Source organism: Aquabacterium sp. T101 (genome assembly GCF_057219775.1).
On sequence record NZ_JBXVVZ010000001.1, the window covers coordinates 1,350,069 to 1,364,002 of the forward strand.

11 protein-coding genes and 1 pseudogene are annotated in these 13,934 nt (G+C 73.7%); 6 read left to right on the forward strand and 6 right to left on the reverse strand.

Annotation, left to right across the window (positions count from 1 at the left end):
* The 3 genes from AC2EAQ_RS06425 (at position 1) to AC2EAQ_RS06435 (ending at position 3,356) form a co-directional block, all read left to right on the forward strand.
* A complete protein-coding gene (locus AC2EAQ_RS06425) occupies positions 1-774 on the forward strand; it encodes a flagellar brake protein (RefSeq protein WP_484640997.1) in 774 nt (257 codons plus the stop codon).
* A 115-nt stretch (positions 775-889) separates the two neighbouring features.
* On the forward strand, positions 890-2,764 hold the full coding sequence (locus AC2EAQ_RS06430) for a S8 family serine peptidase (protein ID WP_484640998.1): 1,875 nt from the start codon (positions 890-892) through the stop codon (positions 2,762-2,764).
* Positions 2,765-2,846: 82 nt separating this feature from the next.
* The gene (locus AC2EAQ_RS06435; RefSeq protein WP_484640999.1) at positions 2,847-3,356 is read left to right on the forward strand and encodes a YciI family protein; all 510 of its coding nucleotides are present in this window, start codon (positions 2,847-2,849) and stop codon (positions 3,354-3,356) included.
* A gap of 57 nt (positions 3,357-3,413) precedes the next feature.
* Here the strand turns inward: AC2EAQ_RS06435 and AC2EAQ_RS06440 are convergent, their stop codons facing one another.
* From AC2EAQ_RS06440 to AC2EAQ_RS06460, 5 genes are all read right to left on the reverse strand, one after another.
* Positions 3,414-4,460 (reverse strand): NAD(P)H-dependent flavin oxidoreductase, encoded by a 1,047-nt coding sequence (locus tag AC2EAQ_RS06440; protein WP_484641000.1) that lies wholly within the window; start codon positions 4,458-4,460, stop codon positions 3,414-3,416.
* Positions 4,453-4,878: an SRPBCC family protein gene (locus tag AC2EAQ_RS06445; RefSeq protein ID WP_484641001.1), complete on the reverse strand. Its 426-nt coding sequence runs from the start codon at positions 4,876-4,878 to the stop codon at positions 4,453-4,455. Before AC2EAQ_RS06445 ends, AC2EAQ_RS06440 begins: the two co-directional genes overlap by 8 nt.
* Positions 4,875-5,360, reverse strand: a complete 486-nt coding sequence (locus AC2EAQ_RS06450) for an AAC(3)-I family aminoglycoside N-acetyltransferase (protein WP_484641189.1) — start codon at positions 5,358-5,360, stop codon at positions 4,875-4,877. The genes AC2EAQ_RS06445 and AC2EAQ_RS06450 overlap by 4 nt, the downstream gene beginning before the upstream one ends.
* Entirely contained in the window at positions 5,353-6,267 is a 915-nt protein-coding gene (locus AC2EAQ_RS06455; RefSeq protein WP_484641002.1) for a CPBP family intramembrane glutamic endopeptidase, read from the reverse strand. Before AC2EAQ_RS06455 ends, AC2EAQ_RS06450 begins: the two co-directional genes overlap by 8 nt.
* Positions 6,268-6,333: 66 nt before the next feature.
* Positions 6,334-6,897, reverse strand: coding sequence for a GNAT family N-acetyltransferase (locus AC2EAQ_RS06460; RefSeq protein ID WP_484641003.1), 564 nt, complete (start codon positions 6,895-6,897; stop codon positions 6,334-6,336).
* Positions 6,898-6,989: 92 nt separating this feature from the next.
* On the opposite strand from AC2EAQ_RS06460, the pseudogene AC2EAQ_RS06465 reads away from it, so the two are divergent.
* The 3 genes and pseudogenes from AC2EAQ_RS06465 to AC2EAQ_RS06475 all read left to right on the forward strand — a co-directional run.
* Positions 6,990-8,102 (forward strand): annotated as a pseudogene (locus AC2EAQ_RS06465) (DegT/DnrJ/EryC1/StrS family aminotransferase); the annotation flags it as partial.
* 74 nt (positions 8,103-8,176) lie between these two features.
* The gene (locus AC2EAQ_RS06470; RefSeq protein ID WP_484641004.1) at positions 8,177-8,743 is read left to right on the forward strand and encodes an acyltransferase; all 567 of its coding nucleotides are present in this window, start codon (positions 8,177-8,179) and stop codon (positions 8,741-8,743) included.
* On the forward strand, positions 8,740-11,034 hold the full coding sequence (locus AC2EAQ_RS06475; RefSeq protein WP_484641005.1) for a glycosyltransferase: 2,295 nt from the start codon (positions 8,740-8,742) through the stop codon (positions 11,032-11,034). The genes AC2EAQ_RS06470 and AC2EAQ_RS06475 overlap by 4 nt, the downstream gene beginning before the upstream one ends.
* 15 nt (positions 11,035-11,049) lie before the next feature.
* Here AC2EAQ_RS06475 and AC2EAQ_RS06480 read toward each other — a convergent pair whose 3' ends face one another.
* Entirely contained in the window at positions 11,050-13,926 is a 2,877-nt protein-coding gene (locus AC2EAQ_RS06480; protein ID WP_484641006.1) for a methyltransferase domain-containing protein, read from the reverse strand.
* Positions 13,927-13,934: the final 8 nt, after the last annotated feature.

A 13,934-nucleotide genomic window follows, 5' to 3' on the forward strand; every position in this document is an offset into this window, starting at 1 on the left:
GTGGCTGCCGCACGCCCCGACTTCCAGCCGACCCAGCCGGCGCCGATCTCGGCGCTCACGGGCAATGCGCTCGACGAGTTCCGCGTCGCCCACCCGGCCGAGGTGCTGTCGCTGCTGCGCCGCCTGGTCGACGGCCACGTGGTGGTGCAGCTGAGCGGCCCCAGCGGGGCCGCCTACACCACCGTGCTGTGGGCCGTGGACGCGCACCAGCGCCGCGTCAGCCTCGACGCCGACCCTGCCCACCCGCAGGTGGGCCCGCTGATCGACGGCGGCGAGGTCACCGCGGTGGCCTACCTGGACGCGGTGAAGGTGCAGTTCGACCTGAGCCACCTGATGCTGGTGCGCGGCCCGAGCGGCAGCGCGCTGCAGGCCGCGCTGCCCGACGTGGTGTACCGCTTCCAGCGCCGCGAGTACTTCCGCGTGCGCACCCGCGACGGCGCGCTGGCGCGGATGCGTCACCCGGCCGTGCCCGACATGCAGCTCGAGCTGCGCCTGCTCGACGTGAGCATTGGCGGCTGTGCGCTCGCGATGCCGCCGGACCTGCCGCCGATCGCCGCGGGCATCCGCATCGCCGGCGTGCGCATCGAGCTCGACGCCGACACCCGCTTCGTCGCCACGCTGGGCGTGCAGCACGTGAGCGGCGGCTTCCACCCCCAGGCCCGCGGCACGCGGCTGGGCTGCTCGTTCGTGGACCTGCAGGGCCCGGCCGAGCGCGCGCTGCAGCGCTACATCGACGTGGTCCAGCGCCGCTCGCGGCTGCTCACGCTGGGCTGAGCGCCTCGGCCGGCGCATGCCGGCAGCCGAGGCGTTCGCCGGACCGGGGTTGTCGCCAGTGCCGCATGGAGGCGGCGGCCCCAGAATCGGCCCCTGGTTCCACCCCGCCGCCGCCATGCGCCTCGAATTCCGCACCCCGGGCCTCGTCGCCCCCCTCGTCCTGACGGCCCTGCTGCTGACGGCCTGTGCCGCGCCGCAGCCTCCGGCGCCGCCGGCTCCGACCCGCGTCGTGGTCACCACGGCCAACCAGCTGCCGCGGACCCAGCTGACCCTGCCGGTCCTGCCCAGCGAGCTGTTCGCGCTGCCCCCCGCACAACTGCAGCCGGTGCTCGACCAGCTCGCCGCCGACGTGGCGGACGAGGCGCGCCGCTACGACGTGCGCGACCGCGCCACGCTGGACGGCTACAGCGCCGCCCGCGTCGCGGTGGCCCTGCTCGGCGGGCGCTTCGGCGACGTGCCCGCGCTCACGGCCGAGTGGCGAGCCCGCCAGGAGAAGCCCGCCGCCGCCGCCACCACCGCCGTGCTGTCGGAAGCCGCCGCCGCGGCGCGCGCCGGCGGCGGCGACCTGGCGGCGCAGCGTCAGCGCTTCCGCGCCCGACTGGCCGCACTGCTGGACCCGCACCCCTGGGCCGTGGTCTCGAACAACGTCAAGTCGATGAAGGGCTTGCTCGAGCTCAACAACCCGGTGGTCACGCAGGCCGGCGTGAAGGCGCGGCTGGACCCGCCCGCACGCAACAACCAGCTGCGGCTGGACCGCGGCAGCGTCGCCGGCGTGCTGTCGCAGCGGGCCTTCATCGAGCACGTGCTGCCGTTCCGGGAGGACGCGATCGCCGTGCTGCAGGACTACGTGACGCGCAACGACCGTCCCGTGGCCGACACCTGGACGCCGCGCACCTTCGCCCTGCGGCCGGACGCGCCGGCGCGCCCGGTGGTGGTCGCCGTCTGGGACAGCGGTGTGGACCCGGCCCTGTTCCGCATGGCCGCGCCGGTGGCCGGCGTCGGCTTCGACCTCGAGGCGCGGCCGACTTCCGCGCCGCTGGAGGACATCGCGCAGTCGCCGCTGCCGTGGTCGCAGACCAAGGGCCTGATGCGCGGGGCGCGCGACGTGTTCGCCAACGTCGAGTCGCCCGAGGCCAGTGCGTACCGGCGCCAGGTGGCGGGCCTGCGGCCCGAGCAGGTACAGCCGTTCCAGGAGTCGATGCGCCTGGGCGGCAACTACTACCACGGCACGCATGTCGCGGGCATCGCGGTGGACGGCAACCCGTTCGCCCGCGTGTTCAACGCCCGCATCACCTTCGGGTGGCGCACCGAGCCGCTGCCGATCACCGACGAGCGGCGCGAGCGCGCCAAGGCCGCCTACCGCGCCACCGTGGCCGCGATGCGCGCGGCCGGCGTGCGCGTGGCCAACATGAGCTTCGGCGGCACCCAGCGCGGCTGGGAAGCGTCGCTGCAGTTCCACGGTGTGGGCCGCAATGCCGAGGAGCGGCGCGAACTGGCGCGGCGCTACTTCATGGAAGCGCGCGAGGCGATGCGCGACGCCCTGGCTTCGGCACCGGAGATCCTGTTCGTCACGTCCGCCGGCAACGCCGACTCCGACAGCGGCTTCGAGGAGACTTCGCCGGCCGACATCGCGCTGCCCAACCTGATCACGGTGGGCGCGGTCGACTCGGCAGGCCAGGAGACCAGCTTCTCCAGCTTCGGCCGCACCACCGTGATCCATGCCAACGGCTACCAGGTCGACAGCTTCATGCCCGGCGGCGACCGCCTGCGCGCGTCGGGCACGTCGATGTCGGCGCCGCAGATCGCCAACCTGGCCGCCAAGCTGCTGGCGCTGTACCCGGACCTGAGCGTGGCCGAGCTGCGGCAGCTCATCCTGGACGGCGCCGAGCGCAACGGCCGCGTCAACCTCGCCCACCCGCGACGCACGCTGGAACTGGCGGCGCAGCGCCGGCCGGCCGGGCCCCGGCCCGCCGACGTCGTGGCACGCTGACGCGCGGCACGCTCGGGCCGGCAACCGATCGACAGCCGCGTCGACCGCCCCATCGACAAAACCGCCCTGCGAGGAGACGACCATGACCCCGACGATCCGCACCCTGGCCTGCGCATTGGCGTCGGCAGCATGGCTGGTCCCGGCCACCGCGGTGGCCCAGACCGCTGCACCGGCACCGGCGTCCGCCACCGCGCCGGCCGTGCCGCCGGGCTACGACGCGGCCCTGGCCCAGCGCCTGGGCGCCGACGAGCGGGGCATGCGCAGCTACGTGCTGGTGGTGCTCAAGACCGGCCCGAACCGCGTGCCCGACGGTCCCGACCGCGACGCGATGTTCCGCGGCCACTTCGCCAACATGAAGCGCCTGGCCGACGAAGGCAAGCTCGCGCTGGCCGGGCCCTTCGACGGCGTCGACGGCTGGCGCGGGCTGTTCGTGTTTGCGGTCCGGGACATCGAGGAGGCACGCCAGCTCACCGCCAGCGACCCGGTGATCGCCAAGGGCGAGATGGTGGCCGAGTTCCATCGCTACTACGGGTCCGCCGCGCTGATGCTGGTGCCCGAGACGCACGACAAGCTGGCGAAGAAGCGCTTCTGAGGCGCGCGCCGCGCGGCGCACGCCCGCACGCACGCAATCTGCCGGCGGCCTGCAGCCCTACAGACCGCCTGCCAGCGTGCGCAGCACGGTGGCGGCCGGCTCGGCACGGCACAGCGCGCCACGCGTGCCGGACCACAGCGGCGAGAAGTCGCCCGAACCGCCCGCCTCGGCCCGGGCCCGCAGCGGCGCCAGCGCCGCGGTGGCCAGCGGAAACGCCGGCGCCGCGGGATGCATCGGGCCCTGCTCGCGCATCAGCCGGTTGACGATGCCGCGCGCCGGCCGCCCGCTGAACAGGCGGGTCAGCGCCGTGTGCTGCGCCGCCGGGCCGGCGAGCGCGGCACGGTGCACCGCGCTGGTGGTGGCCTCCGGGCAGCACAGGAACGCCGTGCCCGCCTGCACGCCGGCCGCGCCCGCGGCCATCGCGTCGGCCACGTCCTGCGCGGTGGCGATGCCGCCGGCGGCCAGCACCGGCACGCGCACGGCGCGCACCACCGCGGCCACCAGCGCGAGCGTGTCGGTCTGCGTGGACAGGTCCTCGGTGAGGAACATGCCGCGGTGGCCGCCGGCCTGCACCCCCTGGGCGATGACGGCGTCCACCCCGCGGGCCTCCAGCCAGCGCGCCTCGTCCACCGTGGTGGCGCTGGACAGCACCACCGCGCCCCAGGCCTTGACGCGGGCCAGCAGCGCCGGCGCCGGCAACCCGAAGTGGAAGCTCACCACTTCGGGCCGGAAGTCGGCCAGCACGTCGGCGGCCTCGGCCGTGAATGGCTGCCGGCCCGGGCCGGCGCCCACCGTGGCGGGGTCGATGCCGAACTCGGCGCAGTACGGCGCGAGCAGCGCGCGCCACGCCGCTTCGCGTGCGGCGTCCGGCGGCGGCGGCATGTGGCAGAAGAAGTTGACGTTGACCGGCGCCGAGGTCTGCGCGCGCAGCCGGGTGAGTTCGTCGCGCATCGCGTCCGCGCCGAGCATGGCGCAGGGCAGCGACCCCAGGCCGCCGGCCTGGCTCACCGCGGCCGCCAGCGCGAAGCCCTGCGAGCCCGCCATCGGCGCCTGCACCAGCGGCAACGGCGTGCGCAGCAGGTCGGCCAGGCGCGCGTCAGCCATCGCTGGCGGCCGCCTCGGCCATGGCCTTCAGGCGTGACAGGGTCACCGGCAGGCCGGCGTCGATGCGCCGCGCGAGCATCGGCCCGATCACCAGCGACAGCGGGCCCGACAGCGTCACCCGGTGCACCACCTGCGTGACCGGGCCCTCGGGCTCGAGCTCGTGGTCGAACACCATGCGAAACAGCGGAATGCGTGACTCGACCGTGAAGCAGCGGCCGGGCTCCGCCCGGGTGACGAGCATCGGCACGGTGCGGCCCTGCGTCGGCGTGAGCTGCCCGCGGCTGCCCGGCCGCAGCGGGCCGTCGAGCCAGGCGGCCCGGGTGTCCGGGTCCCAGGCGGGCCAGCGGGTCACGTCCTCGTAGAGGCGGAAGATGGTGGCTGCAGGGGCGGACACGCGGATGCGGTGCTCGATCTTCATGCGTTGGGGGGCTCGCCTCGCGGCTCGATGTCGAAGTGAAGCACGTCCTCGCGGGTACCCAGGCCGGTGTACAGCGCGATCGCCGCATCGTCGCCGTGGTCGGCCTGCACGTAGATCACGTGGGCGCCCCGTTCGCCGGCCAGCTCCCGCACGCGCTCGATCAGCGCCGTGGCGATGCCGCGCCGTCGGTGGTCCGCGTCGACGCCCAGGTCGTAGATGTAGAGCTCGGAGCGCGCCTGCTCGAACTTGTGCAGCATGTAGCCGGCCAGGCCGCCCACGACCCGCCCGCCGACCAGCGCCACCACGGCGACGAAGGTGTCGCTGGCCAGCAGCCGCCGCAGGTAGTCGTCGCCCGGCGGCTGGCGCATGTAGCTGTCCTCGTCGTCGAACACGCGGCCGAACAGCCGCGACATCGCGCGCGCCAGGGGCACGTCGTCGCTGGTCAGCACCCGCAGTTCCACGATGCCGGTGGCCTCAGCCAGAGTTGCCCGGCGGGGCCGCGGCCGCGCGGCGCGCCTCCTGCCGGCGGTAGTGGACCACCGCGAAGGCCAGGGCCACCGTGAGCACCGCGGTGCCCATCAGGCTGGCCTCGACGCCGAAGTTGCCGCCGGTGATGAGTTCGTTCGAGCCCGGCGCGGGACCGAAATTCCACAGCGACGTGCCTTCGGTGTTGCCGCTGACCGGCAAGCCGAAGATGTTGCCCTGGCAGTAGTTCCAGCCGCCGTGGATGCCGCAGATGCGCCACAGCGAGCCGTCGCCGAGCGCGACGAAACAGGCGAACACCGCGTACAGCACGATGTTGGCGAAGGGCACCGGGTCGAAGTCCCGGTGCAGCGCGCTGAAGATCGCCGACGTGCCGATGATGGCCAGCATCGGCGCCATCTGCCGACCCGCCGTCTGCAGCATGTAGCCGCGCAGCACGAGCTCCTCGGTGGAGCCCTGCAGGATGAACAGCAGCAGCAGCGGCACCAGCAGCGGCACGGCGTCCAGGCCGAGCCGCCCGTGCGCCGACGCGCCCGGCGCGTACTGGCCGAAGGCCCAGGGCACCAGCACGCCCGCGGTCATCATCAGCGCGCCGATGACCACGCCGCCGGCCAGCTGGCCCAGCGGGTTGCCGCCGCGCAGGCCGACCGACGAGAAGGTGCGCCCCTCCTTGAAGCGCAGCCACAGGTAGAGGAACACCAGCACCATGCCGAAGCCGAAGAAGTCGACGAACTGGTGCAGCGGCGCGTCCTTCGGCGGTTGGCCCAGCAAGGTCTCGCCCACCATGCCGCCCACCACGAGACCGCCGAAGATGATCGCCACGCCGACCCCCCAGGCCAGCCACCAGGGTGTGGGGCGCCGCGCGTCCCCGGCCATCTTCACCAGCGGTGATGTCTCGATGTTCATGCGTCGGCCTCCAGCGGAGTGCATTCTTGCCCATGCCGGTCCGCGCGTCGCGCGCAGCCCCCCTGTTCAAACCGACGCCGTGCCGGCGTTCCAGTCGCGTCGCAGCAGACCGTACATCGCCGAGTCCGACACCTCGTCGCCGACGATCCAGCGCTCGCGGAAGTAGCCCTCCCGGACGAAGCCCAGTCGCTCCAGCAGGCGCATCGAGCGCTCGTTCCTCGGGTCGGTGTCGGCCTCGACGCGAAGGAGGTCCAGCTCGGCGAAGGCATGGCCCAGGAAGCCGCGCAGCGCCTCGTGCATCAGTCCCCGGCCCCACACGGCGGATGAAAGCATGTACCCCAGCTCGGCGCGGCGGCACTGCGCGCTGATGCCGAACAGCGTGCAGGTACCCACCAGCGAGCCGGACTGAGCCAGCTCGATGCCCAGGCGCAGGTGGTCGGTCAGCGCCGGGTCGAGGTCGCGCGCCACCATGTCGTGGCCGCGCTGGGCGTCCTGCCACAGCGGCGCGCTCCAGTAGCGCATGGCAAGGGGATCGGCGTGGATCGCGAACAGGGCGGGCACGTCGGCCTCGGTCAACGGCCGCAGCACGAGGCGGTCCGTGCGGAGGGCGGGGCCGGCAAAGCGGAGCATGGGCGGATTTTCCCCTCCTTATCGCCCTTTAGCCCGCCGCGCGCCGCGCCAAGCTAGGCCACCCGCGACTCGCGTCGCCCGACCATTGCGCCATGCACACCGTCCCGCCGCCGATCTACGTCACGCAGCCGCACCTGCCGCCGCTGGACGACTTCGTGCCGCTGCTGCGCGAGATCTGGGACAGCAAGGTGCTGACCAACGGCGGCCCCTTCCACCAGCGCCTGGAAGCGGTGCTGGCCGAGCACCTGGGCGTGGGCCACATCGCGCTGTTCGCCAACGCCACGGTGGCGCTGGTAACGGCGCTGCAGGCGCTGCGCATCACCGGCGAGGTGATCACCACGCCGTACTCCTTCGTCGCCACCGCGCACTCGCTGCTGTGGAACGGCATCAAGCCGGTGTTCGTCGACATCGACCCCGACACGCTGAACCTGGACCCGGCGCAGGTGGAGGCGGCCATCACGCCGCAGACCACCGCGATCCTGCCGGTGCACTGCTACGGCCGCCCGTGCGACACCGCGGCGCTGCAGCGCATCGCCGACACCTACGGCCTGAAACTGATCTACGACGCGGCGCATGCCTTCGGCGTGCGCGACGCAGGCGGAAGCGTGCTGCGCCACGGCGACCTGTCGGTGCTGAGCTTCCACGCCACCAAGGTGTTCAACACCTTCGAGGGCGGCGCCATCGTCTGCCCCGACGCCAAGGCCAAGACGCGCATCGACCACCTAAAGAACTTCGGCTTCGTCGACGAGGTCACCGTGGTGGCGCCGGGCATCAACGGCAAGATGAACGAGTTCCAGGCCGCCCTCGGCCTGATGCAGCTGCGCGAGATCGACGCGCTGATCGAGCGCCGCGCGGCCATCGACGCGCGCTACCGCGCCGCCCTGGCCGGCGTGCCCGGCATCCGCTGCGTGGCGCGGGACCCGCGCGCGCGCAACAACCACTCGTACTTTCCGATCCTGGTGGGGCCCGAGTTCCCGCTCACGCGCGACGCGCTGTACGAGCGGCTCAAGGCGCACGGCATCCACGGGCGGCGCTACTTCCACCCGCTGATCACGCAGTTCCCGATGTACCGGGGTCTGCCCAGCGCGGCACCGGCGCGCCTGCCGGTGGCCACGCGCATCGCGCAGCAGGTGATCTGCCTGCCGATCTACCCGGCGCTGGGCATGGACGACGTGGACCGCATCGGCGGCCTCGTCCGCGACGCCGCCGTCCCGAGGAGCCACGCATGTCCTTCTATACCGACGCCGAGCTACGCGAGCTCGGGCTGGAGCACTGCGGAGTGGGCGTCAAGCTGTCCCGGCGCGCTGCCCTGCACGGTGCCGCCCGCATCCGCCTGGGCGACCACTGCCGCATCGACGACTTCTGCGTGATCAGCGCGGGCGCCGGCGGCATCGCCATCGGCCGCCACGTCCACATCGCCGCGTTCTGCCTGCTGGCCGGCGCCGCGCGCATCGAGCTGCACGACTACGCCGGCCTGTCGTCGCGCGTGTCGATCTACAGCTCCAGCGACGACTACTCCGGCGAGCACATGACCAACCCCACCGTGCCGGCGCAGTTCACCGGCGTGGAGAGCGCCCCGGTCACGCTGGGGCGGCACGTCATCGTGGGCTGCGGCTCGGTCATCCTGCCCGGCGTGACCATGCACGAGGGCAGCGGCATGGGCGCGCTGTCGCTGGTGCGGCGCGACTGCGAGCCCTTCGGCCTGTACTCGGGCATGCCGGCACGGCGCGTGGCCTGGCGCTCGGACCAGATGGTGCGGCTGGGCGACGCGCTCGAGGCCACGCAGCGGGGGCAGCCCGGCGCCGTGGCGCTGGCGCGCGCCTGCGAGGACACGGTGTCGACGTGAGCCGCCTGGCCACGCTGATCCCGGCCTACAAGCCCGACTTCCTCGGGCCGCTGCTGCGCAGCCTGCAGCGGCAGACCTGGCGCGACTTCCACGTCGTCGTCGCCGACGACAGCCCCGGCCGGCGCATCAGCGCGCTGCTGCGCGGCGGGCACTTCGACGCCGACAGCGCCGGCCTGCACCTGACGGTGCTGCGCGGCGCCGGCAGCGCACTGCGCAACCACGAACGCGTGCTGCAGGCCTGGGGCGGCACCACGCCGCTGGTGCACCTGCTGATGGACGACGACGTCGTCGAGCCCGCCTTCTACGAACGCCACGTGGCGCTGCACGACGCCCATCCCGGCCTGGCCGCCAGCGTCAGCCTGCGCCGACTGATCGACGCCGCCGGCCGCCCGCTCGGCGAGCTGCCGCTGCCCGGCTTCGTCACCGGCGCAGCCGACCCCTGCGTGATGGTGGACGCGGCCACGCTGGTGCGCTCCACCGTGGCACCGTGCGAGAACTGGCTCGGCGAGCTGTCGAACATCGTGCTGTCGGCAAACGCCGCGCGCTGCTTCCCGCTGCCGCCGGACGACGGCGTGTCGTACTTCGGCCTGCCCGACATCGGCACCCTGCTGGCGGCCCAGCACTGCGGCCCGCTGGCGGTGTGGCGCGAGGTGCTCGGCGGCTTTCGCCAGCACGGCGGTCAGACCACGGCCAACACGCAGTCGCGGTCGCTCAAGGTGGCGCACCTGGCGTGGGTGTCGTTCGCGCTCAAGGCGCGCCAGGACGGCGCGCTCGACGACGAGGCGGTGCGCCAGGCGGTGGCGGTGGCGATCCGCCGCTGCCTCGGCGTGTATGCGCACGACGCCGACCTGCGCCCCTTCTTCGAGCTGGCGCGCGACGGCCTCACCGGCGACCTGGACGCGTTCACGCGCCACTTCGCGTCGCTCTGGCATGCGCTGCTGGACAGCAACGCCGACACGCGTCGCGGCGACCGCAACCCGTTCCTCGCGACCGCGCCCGCACCGGCGGCCCGCGTGCCTGCCAGCCCGGCGACCCCGGCCCCCGCGACGTCCACGGCGACCTCGACCCCGACCACGGCACCTGCGAGCCCGCCGCGCAGCGGTGCCGCCGCACTGGCAGCCGTGCCACCCCGGCCGCCCGGCCTGCTGATCCTGGACGACTTCTTCCCCGAGCTGCTCACCGGTTTCCGCGTCGCCGAGTACAACGCGCTGATGGCGCTGTCGCCGCAGGTGCAGGTGGCCTCGTGCGCGGAGCAGTTCGACGAGCGCCATGCGCGCTACGCCGAGGTTTACCCCGGGCTGGCGCCGCGCGTGCGGCCCTTCGACACCGCCCAGGTGCCGGTGCCGGGCACGGTGGCCTACCTGAATTTCCTGAACAACGCACTGCGCTTCCTGCCCTGGATCGAGCGCCACGGCCTGCCCTTCGCACTGACGCTCTATCCCGGCGGCGGTTTCGGCATCGGCGCGCCGTTCTCGGACAACGGCCTGAAGCGCGTGCTGGCCTCGCCGCTGCTGCGCCACGTGATCGCCACGCAGCCGATCACGCAGCTGTACCTGCAGGACTTCGCCGCCGCGCACGGCCTGCCGCTGCCGCCGTGCACGCTGATCCCCGGCGGCGTGGCGAGCGAGCGCTACTTCGCGCCGGACGCGCCGCCGCACGCGCCCTGGTTCGGCGAAGGCAAGGCCGCGATGGACATCGCCTTCGTGGCCGAGAAGTACATGCCCGACGGCGCCAACAAGGGCTGGCCCGCCTTCGTCGATGCCCTGCGTGCGCTGGCCGACCGGCCGCAGGTGCGCTGGCACGTGGTGGGCGGCTTCGGCCCCGACGACCTGCCCGCCGGCGAACCGGCACTGCGCGAGCGCGTGCGCTTCCACGGCCGGCTCGAGACCGCCGCGCTGCAGCAGCTGCTGTGCGGCATCGACGTGGTGGTGTCGCTGTCGCGGCCGGGTGTGCTGCACGCCGGCAACTTCGACGGCTTCCCCACCGGCAGCGCGGTGGAGGCGTCCCTGTGCGGCGCGGCCATCGTCGCCAGCGACGTGCTGCTGCAGAACCCAGGTTATGTCGACGGCGGGTCGATGATGCTGGTGGAGCCCGAAGGCCCCGACGTGGCACGTGCGCTGTTGTCGCTGCTGGCCGAGCCGGCCCGCGTGGGCCCGCTGGCCCGCGCCGGGCAGGCCGTCACGCGCGAGCTGTACGCGCTGGAACGCCAGGTGGCGCCGCGCTGGCAGGTGCTGGAGGCACTGATGCGCGAAGGGGCGCCGCGCTCGGTGGCGGCCCAGGCCGTGGCCTGAGCCCGGAAGGCGCCGCTAGGCCGCGGCCGCCTGCCCCGGCGCGTCGATCGTGCCGCACAGCGTGACGATCGGGCCGAAGCCGGCGTGCTTGGCCGCCAGCACCGAGGCGCTGCGGTGGAAGGCCTCGCCCAGCGTGTAGTCGTTGCTGGAGTGGTGGAACAGCGGCACGCGCACGATGCGCGCGAACACCTTGTGCTGCCCGATCGCCTGCAGGCACAGGTCGGTGGCCCACAGGTGCCAGCCGAGCGCGGGGTCGATGCGGTGCAGCGTGTCGCGCGACACCACCACCGCCAGCTCGTCGATCGACATCGCGCTGTCGCTGGCCGGGTGGTCGAAGCGGCTGGTGCGGTCGATCACCAGGCCCGCGGGCACGGTGCGGCCGCCCTCGCGGTCGATGCCCACGCCGGCAAAGCCGATCAGCGTGCGCGGCCGGTCCTCGGGTTTCACCTCCGCCAGCAGGGCATTGAGGCGGTGGCCGAAGCCGCGCGGAAAGTACACGTCCTGGTGCGCGATCAGCACCCAGTCGGCGTGGCAGTGCGGCAGCGCCTGCGCCAGCGCGTCGGCCGGGCTGGCCGCGCCGCGGCAGGCCACGATGCCGGCCTGCACCTCGGCCAGGCCGGGCGAAGCGAGCACGTTGCGTCGCAGCTGGCCGTCGCGGGTGGTGGGCACCACCACGCTGAAGGCCGCGTCGGTGCGTGACGGCCGCGTCGGCACCGGGTCCGCGGCGGGCACGGCCTGGACCGTGAACCGCTCCACCGACAGCGTGCGCTGCAACGTGGCCCGCGGCACCTGGTGCGCGGCGGCCAGCGCCAGCGCCGGGCCGGCGAAGGCCTCGGCCGGGGCATGAGGCGTGTCCTCGTGCGCGGCCACCTGCGGCAGCCAGCCGGCGTCCAGCAGCGTGCGCGTCAGCGTGGCCACGGTGTGGCGGCGCGTCATCGGGCCTTCGGCCTGGTCGCCCTCGAGCAGGGCTTCGAGCGCGTTCCAGGTGGCCTGGTTGTCGGCGGCGAGGTGCAGCGACGCGGTCGGTGCGGCCAGCGGGCGCAGCGCGGCCAGCAGCGCCGCCGCATCGGGCACGGCGTCCAGCAGGCCGGGCAGCACGATCAGGTCGAACGCGCCTTCGGCGGGCGGTGCCGGGGGCAGCGCGTCGGGAGTGGCCCTCGTCCAGCCCGACGCCGCCACGGCGGCTCCGTGCACAGCGCGCCAGGCGGATTCGAGCGACATGCCATCCGTCGACACTTCCAGCACGCGAACGGCGCAGGGCAGCGAGGCGGCGGCGATGCCGGTCGTGATGCTGGCAACGGGCGCCAGCGCGGCCGGCTCGTCGAGCACGAGCAGCGTGCCCGGGACGACGGCCGTGGCCGGCACCGGCACCTCGCCAGGGACTGGGGGCTGCGTCGCGTCGGCCGGCAGGTCATCCGGCAGGCCGCCGAAGTCCGGCCGCATCGCGCGCGCCACGGTCCGCTCGTACGCGGTGGTGGCCACCTTCTTCAGCGTCACGTGCATGAACTCGGCGCCGTCCTGCGCGCAGTCGCGCAGCTGGCCGTCGAGCCAGGCCGCGGCCGCGATCTCGAAGCGGTGCTCGAACCAGCCCAGGTACCAGAACCACTCGGTGTAGTAGAGCCAGCTCTTTTCGTTGAGCGCGCGCACGTGGGTCGGGTCCTGCCACGCGGTGAGCGCGCGCTCGTAGGGCACCTCGATCTCGAACAGGCCGCCCTCGGCCAGCAGGTCGAGCACGTTGCCCATCAGCGTGGGCAGGTCGGGCACATGCTCCAGCACGTTGTTGGCGTAGACCGCCTGCACGCTGCCCGGCTCCAGCGCCACCTCGCCGCCGAAGCGCAGCGGCGCGCGCACCGGCCAGGCCACGGGCTGGCCGAGGTCGAGCACCAGGTCGGGCTCGGCACGGTCGAGCACGTCCACGTTGAGCCAGCCGGGCTTGTAGTCCTTGCCCGAGCCCAGGTTCACGAACGTCGGGCGCCAGGCTTCGCGGCCCTGTCGCTGCGCATGCACGTGGTACACGCCCGCGCCGAAGGCCATCAGGCCGGCATAGGCGTCCACCGGGTCGTGCGTCCGCCAGCGCGCCAGGCGCGCGTCGGCGTCGGCGAAGAAGGCGTCGGTGCCGAACCGCTCGCGGAAGAAGCGCTCGAAGCCGGGGCCGTCGTCGAGCCAGAACACCGCGTCGTCGAACGCGGTGTGCGGCGCGCCCGTGCCGCGGCGCTCGGCGATCACCGGCGTGCCCAGCGACAGGCAGTGCGACACGCGCGCCTGCTCGAAGCGGCTGCTCGCGTAATAGTGGCAGTTGAGCACCGCTTTGGCCTGGCGCACGAAGGCGTCGCGCTCCTCGCCGTACACCGGGTGGTCGAAGGTGGCCACCTGCAGGCCGCAGGCTTCCACGCGGTCGAGGAACTGGCGGCGGCGCTCGTTCATCGTGCCGTAGAACAGCAGGTCGATCGGCCGCTCGCGCAGCGGCAGCGTGTCGGTGCGCTCGAGATACGGTGCATGCAGCAGCGGCACCACCGGCACGTCGGCGGCATCGCCGCCGGCTGCCAGGTAGGCCGCCACGTTGGCCGGGTCGTAGTCGGCCACGGCCGAGCGGCGCAGCAGCGCCAGGTAGTCCGCGTCGAGCGTGGCGCCGCCGTCGCCGAGCTGCTCCAGGTTGAAGAAGACGCAGGCGTGACGCTGCGCCCAGTCGGGCGCGAAGCCCAGGTGCGCGCCGAGCACGATGTTCAGCGCGTCGGCGCGCAGCCGGTTCTTGGCCAGCGTCACGTCGGTGCCGAAGCGCCGCAGCTGGTGGCGCAGGTAGCGCGCGGGATCGACGAGACCCAGCGCCGGCAGGTGACCCAGCGGCTGCATCAGGGCGATGTGGACAGGCGGCAGCGAGACGGACGTGTGCATCGGCCCAT

What these genes read in the sequence shown, in the direction of transcription:
- AC2EAQ_RS06430 (WP_484640998.1), top strand. Translation starts at nt 890, where the DNA reads ATGCGCCTCGAATTCCGCACCCCGGGCCTCGTCGCCCCCCTCGTCCTG.
- AC2EAQ_RS06435 (WP_484640999.1), top strand. Translation starts at nt 2,847, where the DNA reads ATGACCCCGACGATCCGCACCCTGGCCTGCGCATTGGCGTCGGCAGCA.
- AC2EAQ_RS06440 (WP_484641000.1), bottom strand. Translation starts at nt 4,460, where the DNA reads ATGGCTGACGCGCGCCTGGCCGACCTGCTGCGCACGCCGTTGCCGCTG.
- AC2EAQ_RS06445 (WP_484641001.1), bottom strand. Translation starts at nt 4,878, where the DNA reads ATGAAGATCGAGCACCGCATCCGCGTGTCCGCCCCTGCAGCCACCATC.
- AC2EAQ_RS06455 (WP_484641002.1), bottom strand. Translation starts at nt 6,267, where the DNA reads ATGAACATCGAGACATCACCGCTGGTGAAGATGGCCGGGGACGCGCGG.
- AC2EAQ_RS06460 (WP_484641003.1), bottom strand. Translation starts at nt 6,897, where the DNA reads ATGCTCCGCTTTGCCGGCCCCGCCCTCCGCACGGACCGCCTCGTGCTG.
- AC2EAQ_RS06480 (WP_484641006.1), bottom strand. Translation starts at nt 13,926, where the DNA reads ATGCACACGTCCGTCTCGCTGCCGCCTGTCCACATCGCCCTGATGCAG.